This window comes from Marinibium conchae (assembly GCF_015595035.1).
Lineage (GTDB): Bacteria > Pseudomonadota > Gammaproteobacteria > Enterobacterales > Alteromonadaceae > Glaciecola.
Genome location: NZ_JADNRN010000004.1, coordinates 90,773 through 116,540 on the forward strand (window position 1 = coordinate 90,773; position 25,768 = coordinate 116,540).

The 25,768-nt window shown below is 43.6% G+C and carries 26 protein-coding genes; 7 read left to right on the forward strand and 19 right to left on the reverse strand.

Going from position 1 to position 25,768, the window contains the following annotated elements; translation table 11 throughout:
• Nucleotides 1-48 precede the first annotated feature (48 nt).
• The 4 genes from ISG33_RS15310 to ISG33_RS15325 are packed head-to-tail and all read left to right on the forward strand — an operon-like array spanning nt 49 to nt 2,103.
• A complete protein-coding gene (locus tag ISG33_RS15310; protein WP_229333637.1) occupies nt 49-1,038 on the forward strand; it encodes a phospholipase A in 990 nt (329 codons plus the stop codon).
• Between the two features lie 19 nt (nt 1,039-1,057).
• Nucleotides 1,058-1,618, forward strand: coding sequence for an RNA methyltransferase (locus tag ISG33_RS15315; protein ID WP_195734513.1), 561 nt, complete (start codon nt 1,058-1,060; stop codon nt 1,616-1,618).
• A gap of 10 nt (nt 1,619-1,628) precedes the next feature.
• Nucleotides 1,629-1,871: a hypothetical protein gene (locus ISG33_RS15320; protein WP_195734514.1), complete on the forward strand. Its 243-nt coding sequence runs from the start codon at nt 1,629-1,631 to the stop codon at nt 1,869-1,871.
• A gap of 25 nt (nt 1,872-1,896) precedes the next feature.
• A complete protein-coding gene (locus ISG33_RS15325) occupies nt 1,897-2,103 on the forward strand; it encodes a hypothetical protein (protein ID WP_195734515.1) in 207 nt (68 codons plus the stop codon).
• A gap of 33 nt (nt 2,104-2,136) precedes the next feature.
• Here the strand turns inward: ISG33_RS15325 and ISG33_RS15330 are convergent, their stop codons facing one another.
• The 6 genes from ISG33_RS15330 to guaB all read right to left on the reverse strand — a co-directional run bounded on the left by ISG33_RS15330 (nt 2,137) and on the right by guaB (nt 8,801).
• A complete protein-coding gene (locus ISG33_RS15330) occupies nt 2,137-3,303 on the reverse strand; it encodes a DUF547 domain-containing protein (RefSeq protein ID WP_195734516.1) in 1,167 nt (388 codons plus the stop codon).
• A 54-nt stretch (nt 3,304-3,357) separates the two neighbouring features.
• Nucleotides 3,358-4,023, reverse strand: coding sequence for a hypothetical protein (locus tag ISG33_RS15335; protein WP_195734517.1), 666 nt, complete (start codon nt 4,021-4,023; stop codon nt 3,358-3,360).
• A complete protein-coding gene (locus tag ISG33_RS15340; RefSeq protein ID WP_229333638.1) occupies nt 4,020-4,682 on the reverse strand; it encodes an RNA polymerase sigma factor in 663 nt (220 codons plus the stop codon). Before ISG33_RS15340 ends, ISG33_RS15335 begins: the two co-directional genes overlap by 4 nt.
• An 83-nt stretch (nt 4,683-4,765) precedes the next feature.
• Nucleotides 4,766-5,482, reverse strand: coding sequence for an energy transducer TonB (locus tag ISG33_RS15345; RefSeq protein ID WP_195734518.1), 717 nt, complete (start codon nt 5,480-5,482; stop codon nt 4,766-4,768).
• Nucleotides 5,483-5,672: 190 nt separating this feature from the next.
• On the reverse strand, nt 5,673-7,250 hold the full coding sequence (guaA, locus tag ISG33_RS15350; RefSeq protein WP_195734519.1) for a glutamine-hydrolyzing GMP synthase: 1,578 nt from the start codon (nt 7,248-7,250) through the stop codon (nt 5,673-5,675).
• A gap of 81 nt (nt 7,251-7,331) precedes the next feature.
• Entirely contained in the window at nt 7,332-8,801 is a 1,470-nt protein-coding gene (gene guaB / locus ISG33_RS15355) for an IMP dehydrogenase (protein WP_195734520.1), read from the reverse strand.
• Between the two features lie 103 nt (nt 8,802-8,904).
• Between guaB and xseA the strand changes: the two genes are divergently transcribed.
• Nucleotides 8,905-10,254, forward strand: a complete 1,350-nt coding sequence (xseA, locus tag ISG33_RS15360; RefSeq protein WP_195734521.1) for an exodeoxyribonuclease VII large subunit — start codon at nt 8,905-8,907, stop codon at nt 10,252-10,254.
• A 212-nt stretch (nt 10,255-10,466) separates the two neighbouring features.
• On the forward strand, nt 10,467-11,591 hold the full coding sequence (locus ISG33_RS15365; protein WP_195734522.1) for a hypothetical protein: 1,125 nt from the start codon (nt 10,467-10,469) through the stop codon (nt 11,589-11,591).
• 94 nt (nt 11,592-11,685) lie between these two features.
• Here ISG33_RS15365 and yiaA read toward each other — a convergent pair whose 3' ends face one another.
• From yiaA to ndk, 12 genes are all read right to left on the reverse strand, one after another.
• On the reverse strand, nt 11,686-12,183 hold the full coding sequence (yiaA, locus tag ISG33_RS15370) for an inner membrane protein YiaA (protein ID WP_195734523.1): 498 nt from the start codon (nt 12,181-12,183) through the stop codon (nt 11,686-11,688).
• Nucleotides 12,184-12,229: 46 nt separating this feature from the next.
• Nucleotides 12,230-13,048, reverse strand: a complete 819-nt coding sequence (locus ISG33_RS15375; RefSeq protein ID WP_195734524.1) for a DUF2145 domain-containing protein — start codon at nt 13,046-13,048, stop codon at nt 12,230-12,232.
• Between the two features lie 68 nt (nt 13,049-13,116).
• Entirely contained in the window at nt 13,117-13,602 is a 486-nt protein-coding gene (locus tag ISG33_RS15380) for a hypothetical protein (RefSeq protein ID WP_195734525.1), read from the reverse strand.
• A gap of 281 nt (nt 13,603-13,883) precedes the next feature.
• Nucleotides 13,884-15,326, reverse strand: coding sequence for a ribosome biogenesis GTPase Der (gene der / locus ISG33_RS15385; RefSeq protein ID WP_195734526.1), 1,443 nt, complete (start codon nt 15,324-15,326; stop codon nt 13,884-13,886).
• 71 nt (nt 15,327-15,397) lie between these two features.
• Nucleotides 15,398-16,627 carry an outer membrane protein assembly factor BamB gene (bamB, locus tag ISG33_RS15390; RefSeq protein ID WP_195734527.1) on the reverse strand — a complete coding sequence of 410 codons (1,230 nt, stop codon included), beginning with the start codon at nt 16,625-16,627 and terminating at the stop codon, nt 15,398-15,400.
• A complete protein-coding gene (locus tag ISG33_RS15395) occupies nt 16,611-17,255 on the reverse strand; it encodes a YfgM family protein (RefSeq protein WP_195734528.1) in 645 nt (214 codons plus the stop codon). Before ISG33_RS15395 ends, bamB begins: the two co-directional genes overlap by 17 nt.
• 76 nt (nt 17,256-17,331) lie before the next feature.
• Complete coding sequence (gene hisS, locus ISG33_RS15400) at nt 17,332-18,603, reverse strand: histidine--tRNA ligase (protein WP_195734529.1); 1,272 nt, start codon at nt 18,601-18,603, stop codon at nt 17,332-17,334.
• Nucleotides 18,604-18,697: 94 nt separating this feature from the next.
• A complete protein-coding gene (gene ispG, locus ISG33_RS15405) occupies nt 18,698-19,819 on the reverse strand; it encodes a flavodoxin-dependent (E)-4-hydroxy-3-methylbut-2-enyl-diphosphate synthase (RefSeq protein WP_195734530.1) in 1,122 nt (373 codons plus the stop codon).
• Nucleotides 19,819-20,931: a RodZ domain-containing protein gene (locus tag ISG33_RS15410; RefSeq protein WP_195734531.1), complete on the reverse strand. Its 1,113-nt coding sequence runs from the start codon at nt 20,929-20,931 to the stop codon at nt 19,819-19,821. Before ISG33_RS15410 ends, ispG begins: the two co-directional genes overlap by 1 nt.
• Nucleotides 20,924-22,753: a type IV pilus biogenesis/stability protein PilW gene (gene pilW / locus ISG33_RS17130; protein WP_229333657.1), complete on the reverse strand. Its 1,830-nt coding sequence runs from the start codon at nt 22,751-22,753 to the stop codon at nt 20,924-20,926. Before pilW ends, ISG33_RS15410 begins: the two co-directional genes overlap by 8 nt.
• 27 nt (nt 22,754-22,780) lie before the next feature.
• Nucleotides 22,781-23,947 carry a dual-specificity RNA methyltransferase RlmN gene (rlmN, locus tag ISG33_RS15420; protein ID WP_195734532.1) on the reverse strand — a complete coding sequence of 389 codons (1,167 nt, stop codon included), beginning with the start codon at nt 23,945-23,947 and terminating at the stop codon, nt 22,781-22,783.
• 219 nt (nt 23,948-24,166) lie between these two features.
• Nucleotides 24,167-24,598, reverse strand: coding sequence for a nucleoside-diphosphate kinase (gene ndk / locus ISG33_RS15425; protein WP_195734533.1), 432 nt, complete (start codon nt 24,596-24,598; stop codon nt 24,167-24,169).
• A 162-nt stretch (nt 24,599-24,760) separates the two neighbouring features.
• Here ndk and ISG33_RS15430 point away from each other — a divergent pair, with 162 nt between their 5' ends.
• Nucleotides 24,761-25,375: a CIA30 family protein gene (locus tag ISG33_RS15430; RefSeq protein ID WP_195734534.1), complete on the forward strand. Its 615-nt coding sequence runs from the start codon at nt 24,761-24,763 to the stop codon at nt 25,373-25,375.
• A 45-nt stretch (nt 25,376-25,420) separates the two neighbouring features.
• Here the strand turns inward: ISG33_RS15430 and fdx are convergent, their stop codons facing one another.
• Nucleotides 25,421-25,759, reverse strand: coding sequence for an ISC system 2Fe-2S type ferredoxin (fdx, locus tag ISG33_RS15435; RefSeq protein ID WP_195734535.1), 339 nt, complete (start codon nt 25,757-25,759; stop codon nt 25,421-25,423).
• Nucleotides 25,760-25,768 lie beyond the last annotated feature (9 nt).

Here is a 25,768-nt window from a genome sequence, read left to right on the forward strand (position 1 = left end):
CATCTTTACTGTACTATTGCGGAAAAAATAAAGGCAAAGGATTCCAGCTTGAAATTTCGCACATATTTCCACCAACTACTGATAGCTGTTTTATTCACCTCTATTTTACTGCCTTCTTACGCACAACAGAGCTCGCAACAAGAAACACCGCCGCCACCAAGCGATCCTGAGTCTATTATCGACTCAGTAAAAAAGGTGATGTCGGAAGCTCGTGATGGTGAAACCACTACAAATTCCATACTAGACGAACGAACAGATCTGATGAAAGAAGCGAACGTCAATCCTTTTTCGATTTCGCAATATCGTCAAAATTATTTATTACCATTGAGCTATGCAAAAGCACCTAACCCGATTTCAGTTGATGGCTTAACCGAGGAAAACGTTGATCAATTTGAAGCGAAGTATCAAATTAGCGTTAATATGCCTTTGTATCTGCAAGACGACGATGCAAGCGGCGTGTTTTTCGGCATGACCTTGATATCTTTCTGGCAGGTTTATAACAGCGATGTATCAAAGCCGTTTCGCGAAACGAATTATGAACCCGAAGTTTATTATCAATGGCAAACAGATTGGGACCTTTTTGGATACCGTTTTAACACGGCGAATATTGGCATCAACCATCAGTCTAATGGGCAAAGCGGCCTGAAGTCACGCAGTTGGAATAGGCTCTACGCCAGTGCCATGTTCAGTGACATCGATTCACTTTATTATGTAAAGGCATGGTATCGGCTTCCAGAAGATGACAAAGAATTCCCCCTCGACCCGAATGGCGACGACAATCCCGACATCACTGACTTTGTAGGGAAGCTAGAGCTCGGCTATGGGCTGCAGTTGGGCAAATTTAATGCGCTTACTAGGCTACGGAACAACCTGTCGTTTAGTAAAAATAGAGGTAGCGTTGAACTGAACCTTACCTATCCTATCAACGACCGTTACGATTGGTTATTTCAATACTTCAACGGCTATGGCGATTCGCTTATTGATTATAACCAACACCAGCAGCGTGTTAGCCTAGGTATTCAACTCAAGTTGCTGTAATTCGGGATTAGCGACAACAATGAAAAGTTATGAGCATACAATCAACCTTACTGATGAACATTCAGCAAGCACTCGTTCGCAGCGCTTTATTGATAATTACGTCAGCATAGGCTTGATCAATCCAAAGTCTGCAACAAATGTTGCTAGCATCTTGCGGGCTTGCAGTTGCTATGGTGCAAGCTCCGTATTCTATACCGGTCAGCGCTTTGGTTATGCTAAAGAGTTCAATGCCGACACAAAGCGTATGCGACACATCATACCAACCGTTGGCGTAGACGACTTGCTGGCAATCAAACCAAAAGACGCAAAAACCGTGGTGATTGAACTTGTCGAAGATGCCACACCGCTGCCCGAATTTGAGCACCCTAATAAGGCCTTTTATATTTTTGGCCCTGAAGATGCGTCAGTGTCACCCGACATCGTAAAACAAGCTGATCACGTGGTATATATTCCAACAAAAAACAGCATGAACTTAGCCGCAACCGCGAATGTCGTGCTTTACGATAGACTAGCAAAGAGTGACTACGACGCCAGCAACCGTTTTATTCGACAAAGCCGAGATAATAATAACAACCTATGAGTAGCACTTTATGCCCAGCTATCCTAAGCAAGTAATTATTCTGCTGTTCATTTTGATCTCATTCGGAGTTTATCTCCTGGTTTTCAATACAGCAGACAAAGCGCTTCATACTAACAAGGATGCTCAGCAGGCCAAAGACCTTACTGTTGTCGAGCTTGATACCCAAGCGCATGAGTTTACCAAGACAAATACCACCAATGATTTAACCCAGGCCATCGATCAATGGCATCGTTTTACAGCAAAAGATTTATGAGAGTGAAGGTAACACAGAGCTTTTTTTGCAAGCTCAAAAAAGACGGGATAACTTAAGAATAAAAGACTCAGAACATGATTTGTTTGTCACCATATTTCAATATGAAAAACTACTCAGAAGCTATTTAGCCAACATAGAGGGTGAAGGCGAGTTTGGCGCAATGCGGGAGATGAAGTCAGAGTTACTTGCTTTTAGAGCATCTGAGCAATACACAGATTGCACGATGCACTAAAACTCAGCACATCGCTACAAGCAAGCTTAAACCTTAGTTCCCATTATCATCGCCTTTTGTAGCCTTCGTTTCTGGTTTAACGTCAGCTTCCCTGTCCCGACCTGGATCAAGATCAGTTACGGTCACTGAGCCTCCGCCAAAGTTAATTGCCCTTACTCTCATTAAATTGGCCAGTTGAGCTCGTTGTTCTGGAGATATTTGTAATCCACTGGCGAAGCGACTACCGTCACCAGAGCTAACGTAGAGGCCCACATCTCTGCGGCGCATACTCCCGTAGAAATCATTGATACGCCAATTATTAATATTAGCCTTGAAAGTCTCAGCATTTTCAATTAGTCCACTGATTGAGCCATTTGCAAACTCCAGAAGGTGAGATTTGAAGCTGTTATCAAAGTCAGGAAACACATGTTTGTTTCTCTTGTAAAAACTAGATATACGTACACGTTTTTTCCCACCATTAAATTGTGTGCCTCGATTAGAGTTCACAAACTCCCGAGCATTTTCCTTAAGGTCGCGGATGACGCTTTTTGCCTTGTACGCTTTAGTTCTAATATTGGGGCTACCTTTTATCCCTTGATGCAAACCATAGATATACAGGGGGTTTTCGGGATATAAAACCGGAAGAATATGGTAATGGATGTCATTCAGGCTGAGTGCTAAGTTATCGACAAGCAGAATTTTTTTATCAAGAATGGAAGTATCGCCAGTTAAGACCGGACGCAAATTATTCAGAGGGTAAATCACGGCCAATTCGTTAATCAAGCTAACATTGTAAAGGTTAAGCCAATAAGCTAACTGAGCCTCTTTAGTATAAAGCTTAAGGGGAGTCGCAGCCGGAATAGCTTCCAGCTCTTTTCTCAATTTGAGTATTTTATGTTGTTCTTTCGCTAGGTTTTCATAAAAAAAGCGATTGGCTTCATTTTCAGTAGCGCCATCGATAGTTTGTTTCAAACGAGTTCCCGTTGGAGGACGAGAAAGTTCCGCATAAGCGCGAGTTGACGGCCCCATGTTCATTACACCAGCATGTAAAAGTTGGTCTACGATACTGAAATCCATCTCGAGGGAGGCGTCTTCGGAAAACTCGGCGAACTTGGCATAACTGTCGGTGGAAGTGTCGGTAAAAGTGTTCTGGGCGAATGAATTTCCCCAGAAAAGCAATAAAACGAAGAAGATCGCCCTGCGCGTAAATTGGTTGTACATTGATGAAGTCCTTATCATTAATCTAAATTCATCAAAATCATATCACAAAGCTATCTAGCATCTAAGCACTTCATTTGAACGTAAAATCTGCATAATACGGCCATCCATCGCATACATGATATCGACTGTCTCGCCGACTTTTAAATCACTATCAATTCTTTCAATGTCATCGAGCAATGAGAGAAGCTCGTCGCTTACTTTTATTAACTCATTGTCGCACGTTGCCAACTCCCAGCCACTTTTTGACATTCGCAACTTAGCCGAGCTTTGATGATGGGCGGCGATCACACCTTTTGACCTCAAATAGTCTTTATAAGCTTTATCATATTTTATCCTAAAGTTAGCACCCACCAACTGCGACTCGCTTTGTAATTCATGGCTATCGACTCTAGTAAATTCAACGTTCGTATAATGATTGGCAAGATTATTATGGTCATTTGGCGAAAATACATGGATTTGGCCGTACCAAACCACTATTACCAATAAGCCAACAGCAGCTGTTGCACTCAGACCTTTAGAATAGCTAAACCAACGTGACAGTGCTTCTGACCAATGATAGGACTGTCGCTGTTTCGTCTTGGCTTGCAACAACAGCTCTCGTTTTGCTAACAGCACTTGGCTTTGATATTGTGATTTCTTTCTTGCTTTACTTTTATTATGCACTTCCTTGAACTCATCCACGTCATCGTCCGTTTTATTTGTCGTTTTGTGATCAGTCATCTTTCCTCTCCAACCCTTTCGTTTACCTTATCGTTTGTTGAATCAACAACAGGGTGTAGATCATGCAAGGCAGTGCGTAAGCTTTGTTTGGCGTATCGCAGTCTACTTTTGATACTTTCTTGTTCCATATTAGTTATTGAGGCTATTTCAGCGAGCGAAAAGCCTTCTTGTTGTAAACAAAATGCTTCTTTTTGTACAAATGAAAGTTTTGATAACGCGCGGTCGTAGGCATCGAGAAAGTCACTATTGAGCTCAGCATTGCTCACTGTCGCTTCTGTACTTATTTGCTCTGATGCTATGGCAGCCTGTGGCACTATTTCTTGTTCGTCTAACTCAACGAAACGATTTTGTTTACGGTATTCATCTATAAGGGTTCTACGTCCAAGGGTAAACAACCAGCTCTTGAACTGCCCTTGTTGACCATACAAGTGTGCTTTGTCGATCACTTTTAACCAAGTGCGTTGAGCAATCTCCTCAGCTAAATCTTGATCACTCAAGGTCGACAGGAATGTTAGAAGGTCGTGAGCGCAATTATCATAGAGCCTAGCCAAAAGTGCACTATTCTGTGTTTTGGCATACTTCAGCATTAAGGTCTCATTGTTATCTTCGCTTAGCCTTATGTGTTGAAACCAAGCTGTGATGTTTAGCGATATGCTCACGTTCCGTCCTATCTTAAGGTGTTTTTTGCTCGCTCACCCTTTTGCAAACGAGCATATTAACCAAAACTAACTTACTTGTATGTTTATTCGTCAAGCGTGAAATCTAGCATAACACTCAAACCGGTTTGCATAACAGCTTGGCCGTTAACTATTTTGGGCTTGTATTTCCAGCGTTTGAGGGCTCGTTTTGCTTCACGGTCAAATATGCGTTTGGGTTCTGCGTTTAATATTTGAATATCAACAACCTCACCTTTTTCATCAATTGAAAAGCCTAACTCAACCCAACCTTGTATTCCTTGTCGCGCAGCTTCGGCAGGATAGTTAGCTGGAAAACGCACAAGCGGTCGTGTATCGCCGTCGAGCATGGAAGAGTCGAATGTATTACCAATAGTATCCTGAGGAGCTTCAAATACCCAATCAGAAATTTCGCCAATTCCTGGGTCGATTTCAACAGGCGGAACAACTCTGTCGACTTTCGGTGCTTTTATCACCGGCGGTTTTGGTTTGACTCTAGTTATCTTTCTTACATCTGTCTCTTTCTCTTCATACACAATGGAGTCTAATGCAACTACTGGCGGAAAAACCTGAGTCTCAGCGTCAGATTGAATTAATTTGTGCATCATGACAAATATCGCAAATGTCGCAACGCCTCCAATTAATACCGACCCACTAAGGCGTAAAAACTTGGGTAAAGAAAAAGCATTGTTGGAAGCATCCTGCGAATTGAGCAATGGGTGCCTTGTAGCTGATGAAATTGCTGAAGTATGAAGCTGACTTGCTGCTGTTTTGTGTATTTTCATAATTACCCCTAAAATATTAATGCTTGTCACTATTATTTAGTCACTTTTAAAAGCAAATTCATTGCTCTTAATGCACTAACGCTGCTGCAAATAGAAAGGGGTTAAATTATGAAAAATAAAAAAGCGGAGTCGCACTCCGCTTATATGAGATGTTTCTATCTAAGCTGTTTATCAGGGGCTAGTAACAGCGCTATTCCCATTCAATAGTGGCGGGTGGCTTGCCTGAAATATCGTAAACTACCCTAGAGATACCGTCTATTTCATTTATAATTCTATTCGACACCTTCCCTAAGAAATCATAAGGTAAGTGCGCCCAATGAGCAGTCATAAAATCAATCGTTTCAACGGCGCGTAAAGACACAACCCAGTCGTATTTGCGCATATCTCCCATCACACCGACTGATTTGACTGGTAAGAAAACCGTAAAGGCTTGGCTGACCTTATGATAAAGGTCAGCAGCGAGAAGCTCTTCAATAAAGATTGCGTCAGCACGACGCAGTAAATCACAATATTCTTTTTTGATTTCACCCAGCACTCTCACACCTAAGCCAGGGCCAGGAAAGGGATGCCTAAATAACATGTCATACGGTAAGCCAAGCTCAAGTCCGATTTTACGCACTTCATCTTTAAACAATTCACGTAATGGTTCAACCAAACCCATTTTCATGTCGTCGGGTAGCCCACCAACGTTATGGTGAGATTTAATGACATGCGCTTTGCCGGTAGCCGAGCCTGCTGACTCAATCACGTCAGGGTAGATAGTTCCCTGACCAAGCCATTTTGCATTTACCAGCTTTTGTGATTCCTCGTCGAACACTTTAACAAACTCACCACCGATTATTTTACGTTTTGCCTCGGGTTCGTCTTCACCAGCAAGTGCATTTAAGAAACGTTCTTCTGCATCCACCTTGATAATGTTAAGGCCGAACTTATCGCCAAACATATCCATCACTTGCTCGCCTTCGTTCAGCCGAAGTAAGCCGTTATCAACAAATACGCAGGTAAGGTTTTTACCAATAGCGCGATGCAGTAACATTGCAGTTACAGATGAATCAACGCCACCAGAAAGTCCTAAAATGACCTCGTCATCACCAACCTTCTGCTTTATGCGCTCTATTGCATCCTCGATAATAGACGCTGGCGTCCACAATGCATCAAGTTTACAGATATCAAAAGCGAAACGACGCAACAGCTCCAACCCTTGTTTAGTATGGGTAACTTCTGGATGAAATTGCACACCATAAAAGTGTTTACTGGTGTCCGCCATCGCCGCATGTGGGCAACTCGGAGTTTGCGCAATGGTTTCAAAGCTATCTGGCACTCGGCTTACCTTGTCACCATGACTCATCCACACATCAAGCAAAGGATTACCATTATGATTAGTATCGTCTACGATAGCTTCAAAAATACAGGAAGCCGATAACACTTCTACTTGAGCATAGCCAAATTCGCGTTTATCAGAGCCCTCTACTGCACCACCTAATTGATGTGCCATAGTTTGCATGCCGTAGCAAATACCGAGTACGGGCACACCTGCATTAAAGACGTACTGTGGTGCTCTTGGTGATCCCATTTCAGTCACTGACTCAGGGCCTCCGGAGAGAATGATACCGTCGGGAGCAAAATCGCGAATTTGATTCTCAGTTACATCCCACGCCCAAAGTTCACAGTAGACACCGATTTCTCTGATGCGTCGCGCGATTAATTGAGTGTATTGCGATCCGAAATCGAGAATTAATATTTTTTGGCTATGTATATTAGCAGACATTATTTTACCTAAATAAAAGAGCTAACAAACCGTTTCACACAATGCGTAGCGGTAGTGTTAGCTCAATACAATTAAAATGTTTTACCCTAAACGGTAATTCGGCGCTTCTTTTGTGATACTAACATCATGTACGTGCGACTCGCCCATCCCTGCAGCCGTCACCTTGACAAACTGTGGTTTAGTGCGCAATTCTTCGATAGTTGCACAACCCGTTAGGCCCATCGCTGAGCGCAAACCGCCAAGCTGTTGGTGAATAATCGTTGATATGGGGCCTTTATAAGCGACTCTACCTTCAATACCTTCAGGCACAAGCTTTTCTGCGTTGCTACTATCTTGGAAGTAACGGTCGGAAGACCCGTTGCTCTGATTCATGGCGCCTAGTGAGCCCATGCCACGATATGACTTGTAATAACGACCTTGATAAAGCTCAACTTCACCTGGGGCTTCTTCTGTACCAGCCAACATACTGCCTACCATCACAGAACTCGCGCCAGCAACAAGGGCCTTGGCAATATCACCAGAGAAACGAATACCACCGTCTGCTATCACCGGAATATCGTGATCTTTGAGTGCCTCAACCGCATCAGACACGGCGGTGATTTGTGGAACTCCACAGCCGGTAACAATACGAGTCGTACAAATTGAACCCGGGCCAATACCAACTTTCACAGCATCTACGCCAGCTTCAGCGAGGGCTAGTGCTCCTTCACCAGTAGCTACGTTACCTGCAATAATTTGAATGTCAGGATAGCTTTCACGCACTTTTTTCACGCGCTCAATCACCCCAGCAGAATGACCATGAGAGGTGTCAATCAACAATACATCAACGCCTGCGTTCACAAGTAATTCAATGCGCTCATCAGTACCAGGACCAACGCTAACAGCAGCGCCTACACGCAAACGACCGAGATCATCTTTACACGCATTAGGCTTACTTTTGGCTTTTTGAAAGTCTTTAACGGTAATTAGCCCTTTAAGTTTGAAGGCATCATCAACCACTAGAATTTTTTCGATTCGATGCTCGTGCATTAAGTCCATCACGACATCGGGATGAGTGTTTTCTTTTACCGTAACTAACTTGTCTTTCGGCGTCATTACTTTACTGATTGGCTGGTCGAGACGGTTCTCAAAACGCAGATCACGCCCCGTCACCAAACCAATGAGGTTGTTTTGTTCGTCAATGACAGGGAAGCCGGAGTAACCCAAGCGCTTGCTCAAAGCCTTCGTACTACCGATAGTTTCGTTTTTACTTACTGTCACTGGATCAGACACCACGCCACTTTCATATTTCTTCACTTGAAGCACGTGTGCCGCTTGAGATTCAGCAGTCATATTCTTGTGAATGAAGCCGATACCGCCTTCTTGTGCGAGTGCAATCGCCAAACGCGCCTCTGTCACGGTATCCATAGCAGCAGAAATTAATGGCATATTCAGCGAGACACCGCGAGTAAGGCGTGTTTTTAAGTCGGCTGTGTGGGGTAAAACGGTCGAGTGACCTGGAACTAATAAAACGTCGTCGAAGGTTAACGCTTCTTTGATAATTCGTAACATGCAAATAACACCTTAGGGCAGTGGTTAATTGCGGCGTAATTGTAGTGTTTTTTTAGATCTAGGTAAACTACAATTCGCTTCAAATAGATAAAAATAAGTATTTATGTTCTCAACTCAGCAAAAACAACCCAGCATTATCTCTGTAACCAAGTTAAATCGACTTGCTAGGCAAGTACTCGAATCAGAAATCGGGCAGGTTTGGGTGAGTGGAGAGTTGTCTAATTTTGTTGCTGCCGCATCTGGACATTGGTACTTCACCATGAAAGATAGCAAAGCACAGATAAAGTCGGCAATGTTTAAAGGCGCGAATCGCTCGGTTAAGTTCATCCCCAAAGCCGGCGATAAGGTGGTGGTTAGAGGGAATTTGAGTTTATACGAGGCGCGCGGCGACTACCAGCTCATCGCCGAACATATGGAACCAGAGGGTTTGGGCCAACTCAAACAAGCTTACGAGGCCTTAAAAGCCAAATTATCTGCCGAAGGTCTGTTTGTGATGGATAACAAACAAGCTATTCCAGAAAACGTAAAGCGCTTGGGCATTGTGACATCTCCTACCGGCGCTGCTGTTCATGATATTCTAAACGTATTGAAACGACGTAACCCTAGTATAGAAGTTGTTCTCTACCCTTCTATAGTGCAAGGTGATAGCGCCGCTCAAAGTATTGCGACACAAATTCAAATTGCTAATCGCCGCGCAGAAGTCGATATTCTTATCGTTGGCCGTGGTGGCGGTTCCTTAGAAGACTTATGGGCATTCAACGAAGAAGCTGTCGCGTATGCCATATCTGAATCTACCTTACCTATTGTTTCTGCAGTTGGGCATGAAGTTGATGTTACCATTGCCGACTACGTCGCTGATGTTCGTGCACCCACACCATCGGCAGCAGCAGAGCTTGTGAGCACTGATAAAAGCCAGTTATTACGCCAGATCAGGCAGCTTGAAAACCAACTAGCCCAGAGTTTTCAGCAACTTCTACAGAGCTTTCGTTACCGTACCCAGCTACTTGAGTCGAGACTCGCAAACGTGCATCCCGCAGTGCAAATAAAACAGGCGGTGCAACACAGCGATAATCTCCTACTGCGTCTTGAGCAATCAATGACAACACTATTAGAGCAAAAGAATAGCTATCATGACCGTAGTCTTATGGGACTGCAGCATCAGTCACCTGCGTCGGAGCTAAAAAGGCAACAAGTACGACTTGAGCAACTGCAACATGCTATGCAGAATGCCCAACAACATTCTTTAACACACAAAAGACAACAACTTCAACGTATTGCCGACATTCTGAATTCAGTAAGTCCTCTATCGACCCTATCACGAGGCTATAGCATCTCATTTAAAAATGAAGATGTGGTAAGGAAAATTGGTGATATTGCTGTTGGAGATACGCTCCTTACTCGTTTGAGCGATGGCAAAATTCGATCTACGATCACTCAAATAGACAGCAAGTAAGACTCCTTAGCCTGAGTGCTTAATTAGCGACAACCTCTCCTTTATCAGCCAACATCATAATGCGACATTGGCGACATTTGCGACATTTGCGACAGGATTATTGATTTACGACATTGATTTTTAAATACTTTTTATCTGCAATCACATCTGCTATGGTTTACAAATAAAGGACTGAGCGTTTCATATCAAACGCGCCATGGACAGATTTATAAATGAGCAGATTTTATACACACTTGTTATCCGCCATATTGTTAAGCTTCGTTTTGGCATCGAAGCCTTTGGTGTCTCCTGCATTTGCGCTTCAAGCAGTTGACGCATATTCCAGCTCTACAGCTAAATTGAGTAACACAACACAAAGTGTCCTAGAAAGTTCTGAGCTACCAGTTTATGCCGCTTATCTCTCTGATAACCTAGAAAAAAAGTGCGCTTCACTTACAACTCAATGCCTTGAAAATGACATTAAACAAGCTGATTACGAGAAACAAATCGCTCTGTTACCGATTGCTGAAAAACTTAAAGATGGTTACGAACTCCTGTTAGCAAGTACCTTAATCTCGAGCGACAATACTGACTATAATATCGACATAAACAGTGCCAAAACCAATAAGCAAAGGCAAAGTCTAGCACTTGAAATTAGTTTGCAATGGCAGGGCATACCGATCCACGAGTATAGCGTTATGGTGCGGCTAAAAGATGGAACACAATCGATAAAGCATGCGCTTGCCTTAGCTATTGAAAAATGGAACATAATCATACAAAAAGATAATGCATTTTCAACTTCCTATTTGCACACCTTTATCGGCGCTAGCGACTATGAAAAAGAACTTAATGTTCCAAATAGTGTCAATAATTTCCTACTGACAAAACAACATATTTATACTGACCCATTCGCAGGTAGTTTAAGTCGCTACATTCATAAAGAGTTTGATTTAGCGGTACTCGACATTTACGTCTATCCAATTGCTAATGCCCAAGATATTCAGCACCAGCTAATGCAAACATTACAAAGCGAGCAGAACGACATAACGCTTATAAGTAAGGCATTCTCGGAAGGCGTTTTAACGATGAGTCGTATTTCTATTGATAAGGAATTAAGCAAGAAATTAAGCAGGGTTATTTATTCTTTTGACGCTACGCTCGAAACACAAGGCGAGCCTTTATTTGTTACCCAATACGCTTACATTCAAGAAGATAAGATAGTTAAATTTAGCGCCAATATGCCGCAAAGAATAGTTAAACCGCTGATTTTAGCTGCATCAAAAGACATAAAGGTCCCCAAAATGTCTGCCTTTATGAAGGAAGTCAGAGGGCCTCTACTCGCCTCAGTAAACTCGTAAGTGAATCAATAACTAATAGTGAGTTGGATGAGCGCGATTGCATAGAGCTTCCCTGCTCGTATTCCTATAGTGCTAACCCTATGCGTTACCCGAATTAAGCCGCTGACTCCGAGGAATCAACCTTATCCGTTTGATGTATTTCACCTGAGGCTTTTGTCCAAGCATGCGGATTTTTTTGCTCTTCCATCGTGTCAGGCCTTGACGCTTGCATATCGCGCACATTCTTCTGAACAGTAATTGCAGCGAATAAACTCAATACAAATGACATACCAAAAAAGCCTTTTTCACTTAGCAACAGCTCAGCGTTGTAAAGCCCAACACTCAGTAAGGCAATGGAACTGGCAGCCGCAGCCAAGGACAGCAAATGGTAAACAGTGGAGGTCTTAATTTTCTCTGTTTTGTCCCGAATCGACTTTTGTACCGATACTGCTGAAAACAAACCAAATAGCATCACAGCCAAATAATAACCTTTCTCGTTTAACATCATATCTGCGTTAAACAAGCCAAGGCCGTATGACAGCCCGCCAACCATTAAGGCAACAATAGCGGCAATTCGAAAAGCCTTTGTTGGTGCTTCTACTAATTTACTCATATAATTTTCCTGTTATTCTGTTTTGGATGTAGCTCAAATTGTAAATTCAAATATCTATAGCGTTTAGATTTGCGTCTAAAGTTACCGCATTTTGTGCTAAGTCGTATTGATTCAAGTAGTGAGCGATACTGGTAAATGTCGCTGTTTTTACTTTGCCTTGATGGTCACGAGTTGTGATGTCTTCCATTAGTGCCGAGCCAAGCAATAATTTAAAGCGGCTTGTTTTAACCCGCTGTGCAGAAAAATGTGCTTGTGTATTCGCTTTCAGCTGCGCGATATTTGTGGTGTCATAAATTGCTGCATTCAACATGTCTAAGGTATGTTCAGTGCAGTTTTGATACATACTATTAAACGGACTAGCAAGTACTGTATATTTAGGATTGTGAAGCACGCGATTATCACCACTTTTGATAAGCTCAATGAGCTTTCCTTGAATATACGGCTTAGGAATGACTATCCCAGCCTTCAACTCATATGCCCCCCAAAAAAAATCCACCGGATAATCCACAATCAAATCACTACGATTTCTGCTATCCGCGTTTTGATACAAGTTATGAATCGCATACCCATTTACCACTTCACCCGACCCAAGTGTAATGGCTGAATATACAGCAATGGCTGTATGGGTGAATTTAATGCCTTTTGGTAAGTCTTTAACGGGCCTTCCTACTCTAGCAACGATGAAGGCTCTGGCCCCCTTTGATGCGGCGTACTTTTCTACGTTCTTAGCAAAAGTGGCAACGACTTCTGGCTTGTGTCGAACCTCAGTATGTTGCTGGCTGCCAGCCTGAACATACGAACCAGTAAATGCAATGCCTATAAACGCGAGTATTATTGTGACAAATTGTTTTTTGACGCCCATCATTTCAACCCCTTTAATAGGTAAGCAAAGACTTGTTCAGCTTTGCTTACCTTGATGTAAATTTAGCTAACTTAGTTTTGTTCTTTAATAACCGTCGTTTGCTTCAGTTCAGTGGTAGTAATTTTGCTTTTTAATTTTGGGCTATTGTTGTTAGTGTCGATTCTATCGTTTGCTTCCTTGCCTATTTGGTTAGGCGCGGGATCTGCTGTAACCGTAATCTCGGTAATATAAAGAGGCTGATTTGCCTCGGTGTGCTTATGATGTGTTGAGATATTTTGTGCGCTATCACCGATTGATTCACCTACCGCTGTCGCGGCGCTTCCTGCCGCTAGACTAAGACCACCACTGACGATTATCGGCACGGCAACAACAGCGCTGGCTACTTTCGCGCTATTACCAACACCATGCGCAGTAGACAACACTGTATGCTTGCTCGCTTGCCCGCTATGATGAACTGAACCACCCTCAGCAGAGGCAGGTAAGCTTATAAGAGAGGCTAGTGCTAATGAGCCAGCAAGAGTGATTGATTTAAGTGGATGGCTTATTTGAGTTTTCATGTTTATTGTTCCGTTTTAAGTAAAATACGCAACAAATGTAGGTTCTAGTGCAGTTTATGTAAACCTTTTAGTAAACTGTATACAAAAATGGAACCAAGGGGATAGTTTACATATACTTTCAATCAAATTTTAGATGTCATTGGAGTAAAATCAGACTTAGTTCTACTTTTCAAAACATCCAGCATGCAGTCGCTGTCCGGTGATTTACAATAAAACAAAAAAAGCCTTGTTTCACAACGAGGCTCTTTGATCTTCTTATTTATCGTAAGACGACTTGACGACTACTTCTTCTTATGAAAAGTCATCAGGCGTTTACGCTTGCGCTCTTGCGCTAGGGTAAGCTTGTTTTTCTTACCTTCGAAAGGATTCGCGCCTTCTTTAAACTCTATCCTAATAGGTGTACCCATTGTTTTGAGTGCTTTACGATAGTAGTTCATGAGATAGCGTTTATATGACTCTGGTAAATCAGATACTTGATTCCCGTGTATCACGATAACCGGAGGGTTGTAACCACCAGCATGGGCATATTTCATCTTTACTCTGCGACCTCGAAGTAAAGGCGGCTGATGATCGACTTGTGCCATCTCCATAATCTGAGTCAGCATTGACGTATTAATTCGCTGAGTGGCTGAAGCGTATGCCTCTTGCACTGATTCAAACAAGTGTCCAACGCCAGTTCCATGCAGGGCTGAAATAAAATGTAAACGAGCGAAGTCAACAAAGCCTAGGCGTCGGTCGAGTTCCCGTTTTATTTCTTCCTTTACGTGTTTTTCAAGACCATCCCACTTGTTGACGGCCAAGACTAGTGATCTACCAGAGTTCAAGACAAAACCTAGAAGCGATAAGTCCTGATCAGTAATCCCTTCTCTGGCATCTATGACTAATAAGACCACATTAGCTTCTTCGATGGCTTGCAGGGTTTTGACTATTGAAAACTTTTCGACAGCCTCGGAAATTTTCTTGCGTTTGCGAACACCTGCAGTATCGATCAATACATACTCTCGGCCTTCACGCTCCATTGGAACGAAGATACTGTCTCTCGTAGTGCCGGGCTGGTCATAAACAACCACACGATCTTCACCTAAAATTCGATTCGTCAGCGTAGACTTACCTACATTTGGCTTACCCACTATTGCGAGCTTGATAGGTGAGTCTTGTAATCGCTTTAGCTTCGTTTCGGCATCTTCTTCTTCATCAAACTCTTCTTCAACAATCGCCATGTCGGGGAAGCTTTTGGCAAGAGGCTCAAGCACATGTGTCATAAGCTGCGATACGCCTCGACCATGAGCAGCGGCAATCTGTAATACCTCATTAAAGCCTAACTTGTAAAAGTCAGCACTCTCGCTATCACCATCAATTCCATCGACTTTGTTGGCAACCAAATACATCGCTTTATTCTGTTTGCGAAGATGCTCAGCAATACCAATATCGTCAGGCGTAAGCCCAGCCCTTGCATCAACTAAGAAAAGAACAACATCAGCTTCGTCGATAGCCAATAAAGACTGTTCTGCCATCGCAGCATCAATACCTTCTTCATCGCCCGTTATTCCGCCAGTATCGACAACGATAAAACTTCGGGCCTCGAACTTGGCTGGCCCATATTTGCGATCCCTCGTCAGCCCGGGAAAATCAGCAACCAATGCATCTCTGGTATTGGTGAGTCGGTTGAACAAAGTAGATTTGCCAACATTTGGACGGCCAACAAGGGCCACGACAGGTAACATTTTTTTGCCTCTACAAAAAACGCCAACGGCAATCCATTGGCGTATAAAAAAGTACTTTCACTACGAGCGTATTATGGCTTTACAACAGCCGCTAACTTGCCATCGCGTGTTTGCACATATAAAACATCATCGGCACTTACAGGTTCTACATAAATGCCTTCTTCTTCATCGTCATCGCCTACAGCAATGCGAGCTACTAGTTTGCCTTCGTCTTGACTGAAGTAATGAACAAAGCCGTATTCATCACCCACAACAACGTAATCTCCATGTGGCGTAGCAGCGGTAATGTTGCGACCTTTGAGCACTACGTTCGACCACATCTCAACGCCGCTTCGGCGATCAATAGCAAAAAGCTGGCTCTCTTTATCGACAACAAATAGTCGATTGCCTGCAATGGAGACATTTCTGTACGAGCTATACTCTCTAGTCCAAACAACTTGGCCAGTCCTCAATTCAACAGCAGACAAAGCACCATTGTAAGAAATAACGTAAACATTTCCGCCGAACACGAGCGGTTTGACATCGATATCAACGATACGCTCGAGTTCCGTGGCACCAGACGGAGATGCTATTTGAGTTTCCCAAGCAACTAAGCCCGTTTCAAGAATACTCACTTGAAGCTTTCCCGCTGGCGTACCTATGATTGCGCCACCACTGTCTGCGGCTGGGGCAGAAACGCCACGCAAACTCAAAGGTGGTACATCAGTTTCGTTTACCCAGCGCTGAACGCCATCAGAGGGGTTTAACGCAATAAGCTGACCCGATGTCGTATTTACCAACACTACACCGCCATCTACTGCAGGAGGAGCTATTACTTCACCGGGAACACTCACTTTCCAATTCACTTCACCCGTAGCTTCATTCAGAGAATAGACATAGCCATCTTCGGTGCCGAAAAATACGCTATTGTACGCAGCAACTAAACCACCGGAAATTTTGGCAGAAACAGCTCTGTTCGAATACCAAAGAAGCGCTTTTCGTAAACTGTAGTTATCGTAGTTAGCGAAGTCTTGTTCCCACAGGGTCTTACCACTGTTAGGATCAACCGCCACAACTAAACCATCGCGACTAGCGGCAAACACTTTATCGTAAGCAGCAACCGGCGTTAGGCGAGAAAAATAATCGTAAACGCCATCTCCAACTTCAATGTCCCATTTAATGGATGGGTTGAAGCTTGCTTCAATTGGCTTCAGGCGACGAACTTCGAGTTCTTCTTCATCTGCAAACCAATCTGATATGCTGGCACAACCGGAAAGCGATAAAGCTAAGGCCGCAATAATTAACTTATTCTTCACTAGCATCACCTGAGCTTTGAATTGCTGCGAAATTTAGATTACTCAGCTTCATTTCTACCAACCTATTAGTCGGTTGACTGCTTAACACTGAATCGTAGGCTTGTTTCGCTTTATCGAAGTCTTGAGTAGCAACGTAAATGTCACCTTTAACTTCATTCACTTGACCAGCATAGGCCTCGCTAGCTACAGAGTCGAGTGTAGATAGCGCCGCTGAGCTATCACCCAAGGCATGTTCAACTCTTGCTAAGCGTATTTTGGCAAGATCAGATATCGCTACGCTGGGCGAGTTCTCAACAGCCATATTTAAATGTGATTTAGCCGATTCAAAGTTTTTCGCCTCAACCGCTTTCTGCGCAGCCATTAGACTGGCCAAAACAGAGTAGCCATTGTTACCCGACTCTTTCGCAAAGCTTTCGACAGCCGCAAGACCGTCTTCAGCATTTAACTTTTCAATAGATTCTTGGAAGGCGATGGAAGCAGTCTCTTTGTCGGTAATCACCTTGTTACCATACCATTGCCAAGCACCTAAGCCGCCAAGACCAAGAACGATTCCAACACCAATGGCTATTCCATTTTCTTTAAAAAAACTTTTGATCGCTTCAACTTGTTGTTCTTCAGTTTCGTAACGTTCCATCTTTATCCTCTGAGCCTACTGCTTAAATCTGTTTAAAATAAATTACTAGCTAACTTGCTGGCACTAGTGATTATCGTTATATCATGCTACCTAGCGATGCTAGCTTAGCCATCTCTAGGTTTATTTGTTCTTTGTCTTCTGCCAAAAACTTCACCGTAACGGTGTTATTTTCCAGCTCGTCATCGCCGACAATTAGCGCTAATTTGGCCTTTGACGCAAGCGCTTTTTTCATTTGTTTCTTGAAATTACCTGCGCCACAATGTTGTTGCACTCGTAAAGAAGGGTTTGTATTTCGAACCGCTTCTGCAATATTAGCTAAAGAGCGCTGTGCACTCTCGCCCATCGCCATTAAATATATATCAACACCCTGTTTGTGAATATTTGGCAGATTGAGACTTTCGACTAATAATACAAGACGCTCAAGTCCCATCGCAAAACCGACCGCAGGGCTAGACTTTCCGCCAAGTTGCTCGACCAAACCATCGTAACGCCCACCAGCACAAACTGTACCCTGAGCACCTAATAGTGTGGTTACCCACTCAAAAACAGTGCGATTATAATAATCCAAGCCCCTAACAAGACTTGGGTTTACTGTGTATTCGATACCTAAATTGTCTAAACGTTCACATAAAAGTGAAAAATGCTGTTGAGACTCTTCATCAAGATGATCTATCAGCTTGGGTGCATTTTTTACAATGCTCTGAACATCAGGGTTTTTACTATCAAGAACGCGCAGAGGGTTAGTTAACAAACGACGCTGACTATCTTCGTCAAGCTTATCGTGATGTTGTTGTAAAAACTCAACCAAAACAGCTTTGTACTTTGCCCTAGCTTCAGCCGATCCAAGCGAATTTATTTGCAGTTCAACTTGGCCTTCAATGCCAAAGGCCTTCCATAATCGTGCACCAATAAGAATCATCTCTACATCAATGTCAGGGCCTTCTAAACCATAAGCCTCAACACCAAACTGATGAAACTGGCGATAACGCCCTTTTTGCGGGCGTTCATGACGAAACATTGGCCCCATATACCACAAACGCTGCTGTTGGTTATATAACAACCCATGTTCATTGCCAGCACGAACACAGCATGCTGTTCCTTCCGGACGGAGTGTTAGACTGTCACCATTGCGATCATCAAAGCTATACATTTCTTTTTCGACGATGTCGGTAACCTCGCCGATAGAGCGCTTAAATAAGTCGGTGCTTTCAACAATTGGCGTGCGTATTTCTTGATAACCATAGTTAGCAACAACCTGACGTATGTTAGCTTCAATAAACTGCCAAATGCTGGTTTGTGATGGTAGGCAGTCATTCATACCTCGAATTGCTTGAATCGTCTTTGCCACTGCTGTCTCTATGATTAATGAAAGTAGCCCAGCATTATAAAGAAGTTGTTGGGCGGGGTAAAATGTAAAAGCCCTTTAAAAGGGCTTTAATCAACTATTTTGCCACTTGCGTGACGGCAATGCGGTTTTTTTCATCTAGGGCAGCTGCCTTGGCCCGAATTTTCTTCTCGAGCTGGTCGACTAAGTCATTATTTGCCAAGCGTTCACGCTGACGCTGACCATCAAGATAGAAGCCACTCATGTTTCTGGCACCCGTTAAACCAAGGTCTGACACTTCTGCCTCGCCAGGGCCGTTCACGACACAACCAATGATAGATACGTCCATAGGTGTGAGTATATCTTCTACCCTTTCCTCAAGCGCGTTAACCGTAGAGATAACATCAAACTCTTGACGTGAGCAACTAGGACACGCAATAAAATTAATACCTCGGGATCGGATCCGCAAAGACTTAAGAATATCGAAACCTACTTTTATTTCTTCTACTGGGTCAGCTGCTAGGGAAATACGAATAGTGTCTCCAATCCCCTCAGCTAGAAGCATACCCAGACCCACTGCACTCTTTACTGCGCCCGAGCGGAAACCACCTGCTTCAGTAATTCCTAGATGTAGCGGTTGCTCAATTTTTGAGGCCAACAAACGATAAGCTCCAACGGCTAAGAAAACATCTGAGGCTTTAACGCTCACCTTGAACTGATCGAAGTTAAGCTTATCGAGAATATCCACATGCCGCATTGCCGATTCAACCAAGGCTTCAGCGGTGGGTTCAGTATATTTTTCTTGAATATCCTTCTCCAAAGATCCGCCATTTACGCCAATACGAATGGGAATATTTTTGTCTTTTGCACAGTCAACCACTGAGCGTACACGCTCCATATTACCGATATTACCTGGGTTAATGCGCAAACAATCGACGCCGTATTCAGCAACCTTAAGTGCAATGCGATAGTCAAAGTGGATATCTGCAACCAAAGGCACCGATACCTGCTGTTTGATTTGCTTAAACGCCTCCGCTGCCTCCATTGTGGGCACTGAAACACGCACAATTTCGCCACCAACCGCTTGTATGCGGTTAATTTGATCAACCGTTGCAGCTACGTCGGTGGTCGGTGTATTGGTCATGGACTGCACAGCTATGGGCGCACCATCACCAATAGGCACGCTGCCGACATTAATTCGCGTCGACTTTCGTCGAATAATTGGAGAATCAGAAAACATTATTCACCCGTAACAGATAATTCAAATTTAACCGGCACACCCCGAGTATAAGATGATAAATCAACGTCTTTACCAGCAAAGTTAATTTGCACATACTCGGGCGGACACATATTTACAGAAATAGGCGGCACCCCCGTTATAGGCATTACTCGCCCTTTCACCTTAACACCCACAGCTTTAACATCTGAAGTAGCGTCGGTTACCTGCAACCAACAATCTTCTGAAAAGGTAAAAACGACATCAACCGTGCCGTTATCGTACATTTGGTAATCGCCGATATCACCAAAACTCTCACGGCTTACCTCAACAACAGGAGCATCAATAGTGGCAAGCTCATCAGCGTCTTCAATTGTAGTAGCCGTCTCATTCATTGAAGACAACAACTCATCATTCACTTGGTCAGCTAACTCGACCACATTATCTTGAGCGTCATTTACGTTTTGACTCATGCTATCGCTGATATCATCGGCATTTTGCTCAACTTCGTCTTGGGCAGAATTTGGTTGCTCAATAAGACCATCAAATGCGCTTTCGGGCACGGCTAATTCGTCGGGAAGGTTTGCGTTGGGTAGCTCCTCGAGCGTGTCATTATCATTTAAAACGGAAACGAGCTCGCCTTCTTCAGCTACTTGCTCGCTTTCAACACTACTAAACCATGAAAAGCGATCCATGAGCGACTTATCATCAGAATCCGCTTGTTGAAACCACCAAATAACGAGAGATGCCAACACCAGAAACACGATCAAGTAGGTCACCATCATCCAACGATCGTCATTGGCTTGCTTTGCGACACGCTGAGAAAAACTTTGTAGCTTTGCAGGTTGTTTTTCGCCATGGTGTAACACGTCGAAAGCTTCCAATAATGGCTCTGCCACCATACCCAACAGTTTTGCATAAATGCGCACATAACCTTTAGTAAAGGTTATCGACACTCCCGGTTTAGAGATATCTGCTTCAATATCTTGGATGTCATTGAGACGCAAATGGAGTCTGTCAGCAACCTGTTGCTGAGTTAAGCCCATTGCCTCACGACCTTTTCGTAATTCTTGACCTGGTGTAGCGTTTGTCGACTCTACCGTCGCTTCTTTTTTATTGCTATGTTCATCAGTCATTTGTATTTGGGTCCTTTACCCGCAATTTGGTACCGATTCTAATAGAGGATGCATCCTCTAGGTCGTTCCATTGCATTAGATACTTCATTTTAACGTTGTATCGAAGTGATATTTGATACAAGTTTTCCTTGGGTGCGACAACATGAAATAAAGCATCTTGCAATGCTTCACTCGTCACATCATTTGTTGATGCGATAGCGTTTGTTGCTGCTTGTTCGGCTGAACCATCTTCGGCAACAGTCTCCGCTTTTGGTTCACTCTCAGTATTCAAAAAAGCAGCTTCCAATTCCGCTTCTCGTGCAGCATAGTTTTCATCAGACGCCATGTCATCAAGTTGCTCTGCCGTATCTTCAACCGTTTGAGCAAGGCCTTCTAAAACCTCAGCCGCTTGTTCAACCACCGCTTGGCTTTGTGTATCAATCTTGTTTTCTGATTCTAGCTTTTCAAGGGCCGAGTCGGCAGCAGAAAGTTCAGGCTCGATGACTTTCGTCGTCTTTTCAACTTGAGCTGAGGATGCTGATGCAAAACGCGACTCAACTGCGGCGATTATTGCCTCTGTGGTAGGTACATCGACGGTAGTAGGCGCTTCAACAATAACGGCCTGCTCGTCGCTAGGCAACTCGGTACCAGTTTGTGTTGCAGTCTCTGATAGACTGTTTGACGTTGTCACGGCCGCAGTATTCGCAACATCGACAGTGGTTGACACGTCAACACTAAGGGCTTGTTCATCGCCAAGCAAATCAACGCTAGTTTGTGTTGCACTGTCTGTTACGTCGCCCGTTATATTGTCTGTCGGGTTGTCTGTGGGCTTGTCTATGAGATTATCTTTTGTGGTCGCAACTACGACAGTCTCAGCATCGACGGTAATGGGCTCATCAATACTATCGACCAGTGTATCACTAAGTAAATCAAGGCTTGCTTGTGTTGTGTTTTCAGCGGCTGTGACAACTGCGGCATTCGCAGCGTTTGTGCTGCTAATGTCGACTGGATTTACTGGTAGTTGTATTTTGCGCTTCGAAGTAACTCTTACCGTCGGCTGAAACTCACCCATTTCCTCTTTAAATTTACGGGTATTAGGATCGTCAGGGAACATACTCTTTAAGATTTCACCATAGCCCAAAGCGGCTTGTGTATCCCCTAAGCCCTTGGCTATTTGGTAAGACAACCACAAGGATTGCGGCGATACCCGAGCTATCCTGTCGTATTTCCATAATGTCTTTTTCGCTTCAACGTAGTCACCGAGCTCAGCCTGTTGTTGAGCAAGCAAAAACAAGCTTCTGCCCCTCGTAGGCTGGTGATTCAATGCTGACTGAAAATGCCCTAAGGCTTCTTGCGGCAAACCTTGGCTTTGAGCACAAATAGCAAGGTTCTCATATGTCTCGGCTGTAGAAATGTAACTTTTATTGTTAACTGCTTTTAGGAAATACGACTTAGCTCTTTTATAGTCGCCTTGCTCACATAGAAAAGCACCATATGAATTGATAATATCTGCGTTGTCTGAGTCGTAGCGAATCGCACGATTGTAATAGTCATCGGCCAAATCAATCTCGTCAACTTGCTGATAATAATACGCCATTGCGAAGTTAGCATTCGCCGAGCGCGGAGCAAACTCCAAGGCCTTATCCAAATTCGCTTTTGCGCGTGTAAAATCGCCTGTCCTTAGATAGGTAAGACCCAAACTCACACGTGTTTTCGACGCTTCATCTTCATCAACAGCTTCAGCGCCGGCAAAGGCTGGATCTCGAGGCTCCGAAACACAAGCTGTTAAAAGTGTCGCTGTGAAAGACAGTAATAACAGTGTCGCTAGTGGCTTTTTCAACATGGTCACTTTCGCTCCTTCAAATGATTACTATTCCGCTATTTTTACCGAAATTGGCTTTCCGTTCATCTGTTTTTTTAATAGTCTTTTGGTTCGATCAACTACGTCACCGACTAACTGCCCACATGCTGCATCGATATCGTCACCGCGGGTTTTTCGAACAACAACGGTGAAGCCGTAGTCCATAAGCACCTTGGCAAAACGATCCATACGAGAATTGCTAGAACACACGTAAGGAGAGCCAGGGTAAGGATTAAAGGGTATCAGGTTTATCTTACTCGGGGTATCTTTGAGTACTTTTGCTAATTCGTGTGCTTGATCGGTACTATCATTTATATTACTCAACATAACATATTCGACAGTTACCTTGCCTTGGTTCGCCTTAGACTTTTCCAAATAGCGACGAACGCCTGCTAGAAAAACGTCAATCGGGTATTTTTTATTAACCGGTACAATTTCATCTCTAAGTTTGTTATCTGGTGCATGCAGAGAAATTGCAAGAGCCACATCAATTTGGTCGCCTAGCATATCAAGAGCTGGCACAACTCCAGATGTACTTAAGGTCACTCTGCGTTTCGACAAGCCAAAGCCGAAGTCGTCCAGCATGATGCGCATCGCAGGCACAACATTTTTAAGGTTTAGTAACGGCTCCCCCATCCCCATCATGACGACATTGGTGATGGGTCTCTGTGAAGTATCTTTGGATAGGCCAATAAAGGTCGCTACACGCCAAACTTGACCAATAATTTCGGCTACCGATAGATTGCGATTAAAGCCTTGTTGTGCGGTAGAGCAAAAAGTACATTCGAGCGCACAACCTACTTGGGAGGAAACGCAGAGCGTTGCGCGGTCAGTTTCGGGTATCCAAACGGTCTCTACTTCTTGGCCACCATCCAGCATCAATGCAAATTTAATTGTGCCGTCAGAAGCTTGCTGATGCTGAGAGATTGTTGGCGCTTCAATAATGCAGAGTTCTTTTAACTTTGCTTTGAGGTTTTTGTTCAAATTACTCATTTGATCAAAATCTGATTCGCCCATTTGATAAATCCATTTCATCAGCTGATCCGCTCGAAATGGCTTTTCATTGATGGAGGCAAAGTAGTCGCGCAAGCCTTGGCGGTCAAAATTCAACAAATTGACTTTCTTTTGAGCTTCAACGCTCTCGCTTGTTACTGTTTGTACACTGCTGGCCGACATTTTTTACCTCTATCACAAATTTCAAATGAACGCTGGTCTTGGCAATTAAACTTCGAATGCTTCGAATGTTAATAGCTAGCGCTATTAAGCTAAGTATACGCGATTTTACCTAGTTCACGTTCATATTTTTATTATTCAACGCAAAGCCCAATTTAACTATTGCTTGAGCTTAAAACTAAAAAGGGAGCCGAAGCTCCCTTGATGAATTACTTCGTTTGCTTAGCGAGTGCGTGGGCAAATCTCTTCGTCTGAGAAGAAGTACGCAATTTCGCGTGCTGCAGATTCTGGCGCGTCAGAACCATGACATGCGTTTTCGTCAATTGACTCAGCATAATCTGCACGTAATGTGCCAGCTGCGGCTTCAGCCGGATTAGTTGCACCCATGATTTCTCTGTTTTTCACAACTGCATTATCACCTTCAAGCACTTGAACCATCACAGGGCCAGATGTCATGAAGCTTACCAAAGCACCAAAGAAAGGACGCTCGCTATGTTCAGCGTAAAAGCCTTCAGCTTGTTCTTTGCTCATGTGAACCATTTTAGAAGCAACGATGCGCAAACCCGCAGATTCGAAACGGTTATAGATTGCACCGATAACATTTTTTGCTACAGCGTCGGGTTTAATGATTGAAAAAGTACGTTCTAAAGCCATGGTTAATTCTTCCAGTTTGCTAATTTTAAAATTCGCGCGATTATAAAGAAGATAGCAACAAAATCCCACCTTTTGTGCAAAATAAATGCGAAGTTATGGCAGAACAAATGAACCACATCCCCCCTAGTGAGTATAAAAACTACTGCACTAAGGGAGAGAGCAATGGGCACTCGCTATTTTTCAGCAATACTCATGAGTACATTACTAGCCATGATTCCACTTATTCATTCAGAATTACATGCACGAAACGAGGCTGGCACTAATAATGGCCCAAACCTTATCACCTTCGACAAACCCGAGCACGCGGGTAGGTGGGCAAGAGTGAATGATTCAGTTATGGGAGGAGTGTCGACGTCAACCATTTATTTGGAGGATGATTTCGGCGTATTTTCAGGTAATTTATCTCTGGAAAATAATGGTGGCTTTGCTTCCGTACGGCGCCTTTGGACCCCTACCACAAAGGCACTTAATAACGAGAGTAAGCCCGCCAAAGTAAAAATTAAGGTCTTAGGTGACGGTCAATATTATCAACTTCGCTTCAGAACCAGTAAGTATATGGATGGCGTTTCTTATGCTGCAGGCTTTCAAAGTAAAGAGGGTGAAATGACTGAGCACGAGTTCGAATTAAACGATTTTGTAGCCGTATGGAGAGGCCGAACGGTGCGCGACGCTGAAAAATTAGCTTGGGATGACATTGCGCAAGTTGGGATAATGATCACCCAAAAACAAAAAGGCCCCTTTACATTGAAAGTGGCCTCAATAGCACTCAGCAATTAACGATGAACCGAGCTACTACCTAATAGCCAAGCGCATCGTTCCTTGCTAATGGTCTTCGCTAGCGTGATTAATCGTGTATTTGGGTATTTCCACAACTAAATCTTCATCACTGATTATAGCTTGGCAGCCTAGACGTGAATCCGGCTCCAAACCCCAAGCTTTATCTAGCAAGTCATCTTCGAGTTCGTCCGACTCGGCTAGCGAATCAAAGCCTTCTCTCACAATAATATGACAAGTCGTACAAGCACACACTTTCTCACAGGCATGTTCGATTCCAATACCGTTTTTTAGCGCAAGGTCGAGTACCGATGTACCTTTGTCACCCTCAAGTACAGCGCCATCCGGACATAATTCTTCGTGGGGTAAAAATATTACTTGTGGCATCTTATCTTC

Coding starts and splice junctions, on each gene's coding strand:
- ISG33_RS15380 (WP_195734525.1), bottom strand. CDS start 13,602: ATGAAAACTCAAATAAGCCATCCACTTAAATCAATCACTCTTGCTGGC.
- guaA (WP_195734519.1), bottom strand. CDS start 7,250: ATGTCTGCTAATATACATAGCCAAAAAATATTAATTCTCGATTTCGGA.
- ISG33_RS15335 (WP_195734517.1), bottom strand. CDS start 4,023: ATGACTGATCACAAAACGACAAATAAAACGGACGATGACGTGGATGAG.
- guaB (WP_195734520.1), bottom strand. CDS start 8,801: ATGTTACGAATTATCAAAGAAGCGTTAACCTTCGACGACGTTTTATTA.
- ISG33_RS15320 (WP_195734514.1), top strand. CDS start 1,629: ATGCCCAGCTATCCTAAGCAAGTAATTATTCTGCTGTTCATTTTGATC.
- ISG33_RS15330 (WP_195734516.1), bottom strand. CDS start 3,303: ATGTACAACCAATTTACGCGCAGGGCGATCTTCTTCGTTTTATTGCTT.
- ISG33_RS15315 (WP_195734513.1), top strand. CDS start 1,058: ATGAAAAGTTATGAGCATACAATCAACCTTACTGATGAACATTCAGCA.
- pilW (WP_229333657.1), bottom strand. CDS start 22,753: ATGTTGAAAAAGCCACTAGCGACACTGTTATTACTGTCTTTCACAGCG.
- ndk (WP_195734533.1), bottom strand. CDS start 24,598: ATGGCTTTAGAACGTACTTTTTCAATCATTAAACCCGACGCTGTAGCA.
- bamB (WP_195734527.1), bottom strand. CDS start 16,627: ATGCTAGTGAAGAATAAGTTAATTATTGCGGCCTTAGCTTTATCGCTT.
- ISG33_RS15345 (WP_195734518.1), bottom strand. CDS start 5,482: ATGAAAATACACAAAACAGCAGCAAGTCAGCTTCATACTTCAGCAATT.
- ispG (WP_195734530.1), bottom strand. CDS start 19,819: ATGTTTTCTGATTCTCCAATTATTCGACGAAAGTCGACGCGAATTAAT.
- ISG33_RS15410 (WP_195734531.1), bottom strand. CDS start 20,931: ATGACTGATGAACATAGCAATAAAAAAGAAGCGACGGTAGAGTCGACA.
- der (WP_195734526.1), bottom strand. CDS start 15,326: ATGTTACCTGTCGTGGCCCTTGTTGGCCGTCCAAATGTTGGCAAATCT.
- ISG33_RS15375 (WP_195734524.1), bottom strand. CDS start 13,048: ATGATGGGCGTCAAAAAACAATTTGTCACAATAATACTCGCGTTTATA.
- fdx (WP_195734535.1), bottom strand. CDS start 25,759: ATGCCACAAGTAATATTTTTACCCCACGAAGAATTATGTCCGGATGGC.
- ISG33_RS15395 (WP_195734528.1), bottom strand. CDS start 17,255: ATGGAACGTTACGAAACTGAAGAACAACAAGTTGAAGCGATCAAAAGT.
- ISG33_RS15365 (WP_195734522.1), top strand. CDS start 10,467: ATGAGCAGATTTTATACACACTTGTTATCCGCCATATTGTTAAGCTTC.
- yiaA (WP_195734523.1), bottom strand. CDS start 12,183: ATGAGTAAATTAGTAGAAGCACCAACAAAGGCTTTTCGAATTGCCGCT.
- xseA (WP_195734521.1), top strand. CDS start 8,905: ATGTTCTCAACTCAGCAAAAACAACCCAGCATTATCTCTGTAACCAAG.
- rlmN (WP_195734532.1), bottom strand. CDS start 23,947: ATGTCGGCCAGCAGTGTACAAACAGTAACAAGCGAGAGCGTTGAAGCT.
- ISG33_RS15430 (WP_195734534.1), top strand. CDS start 24,761: ATGGGCACTCGCTATTTTTCAGCAATACTCATGAGTACATTACTAGCC.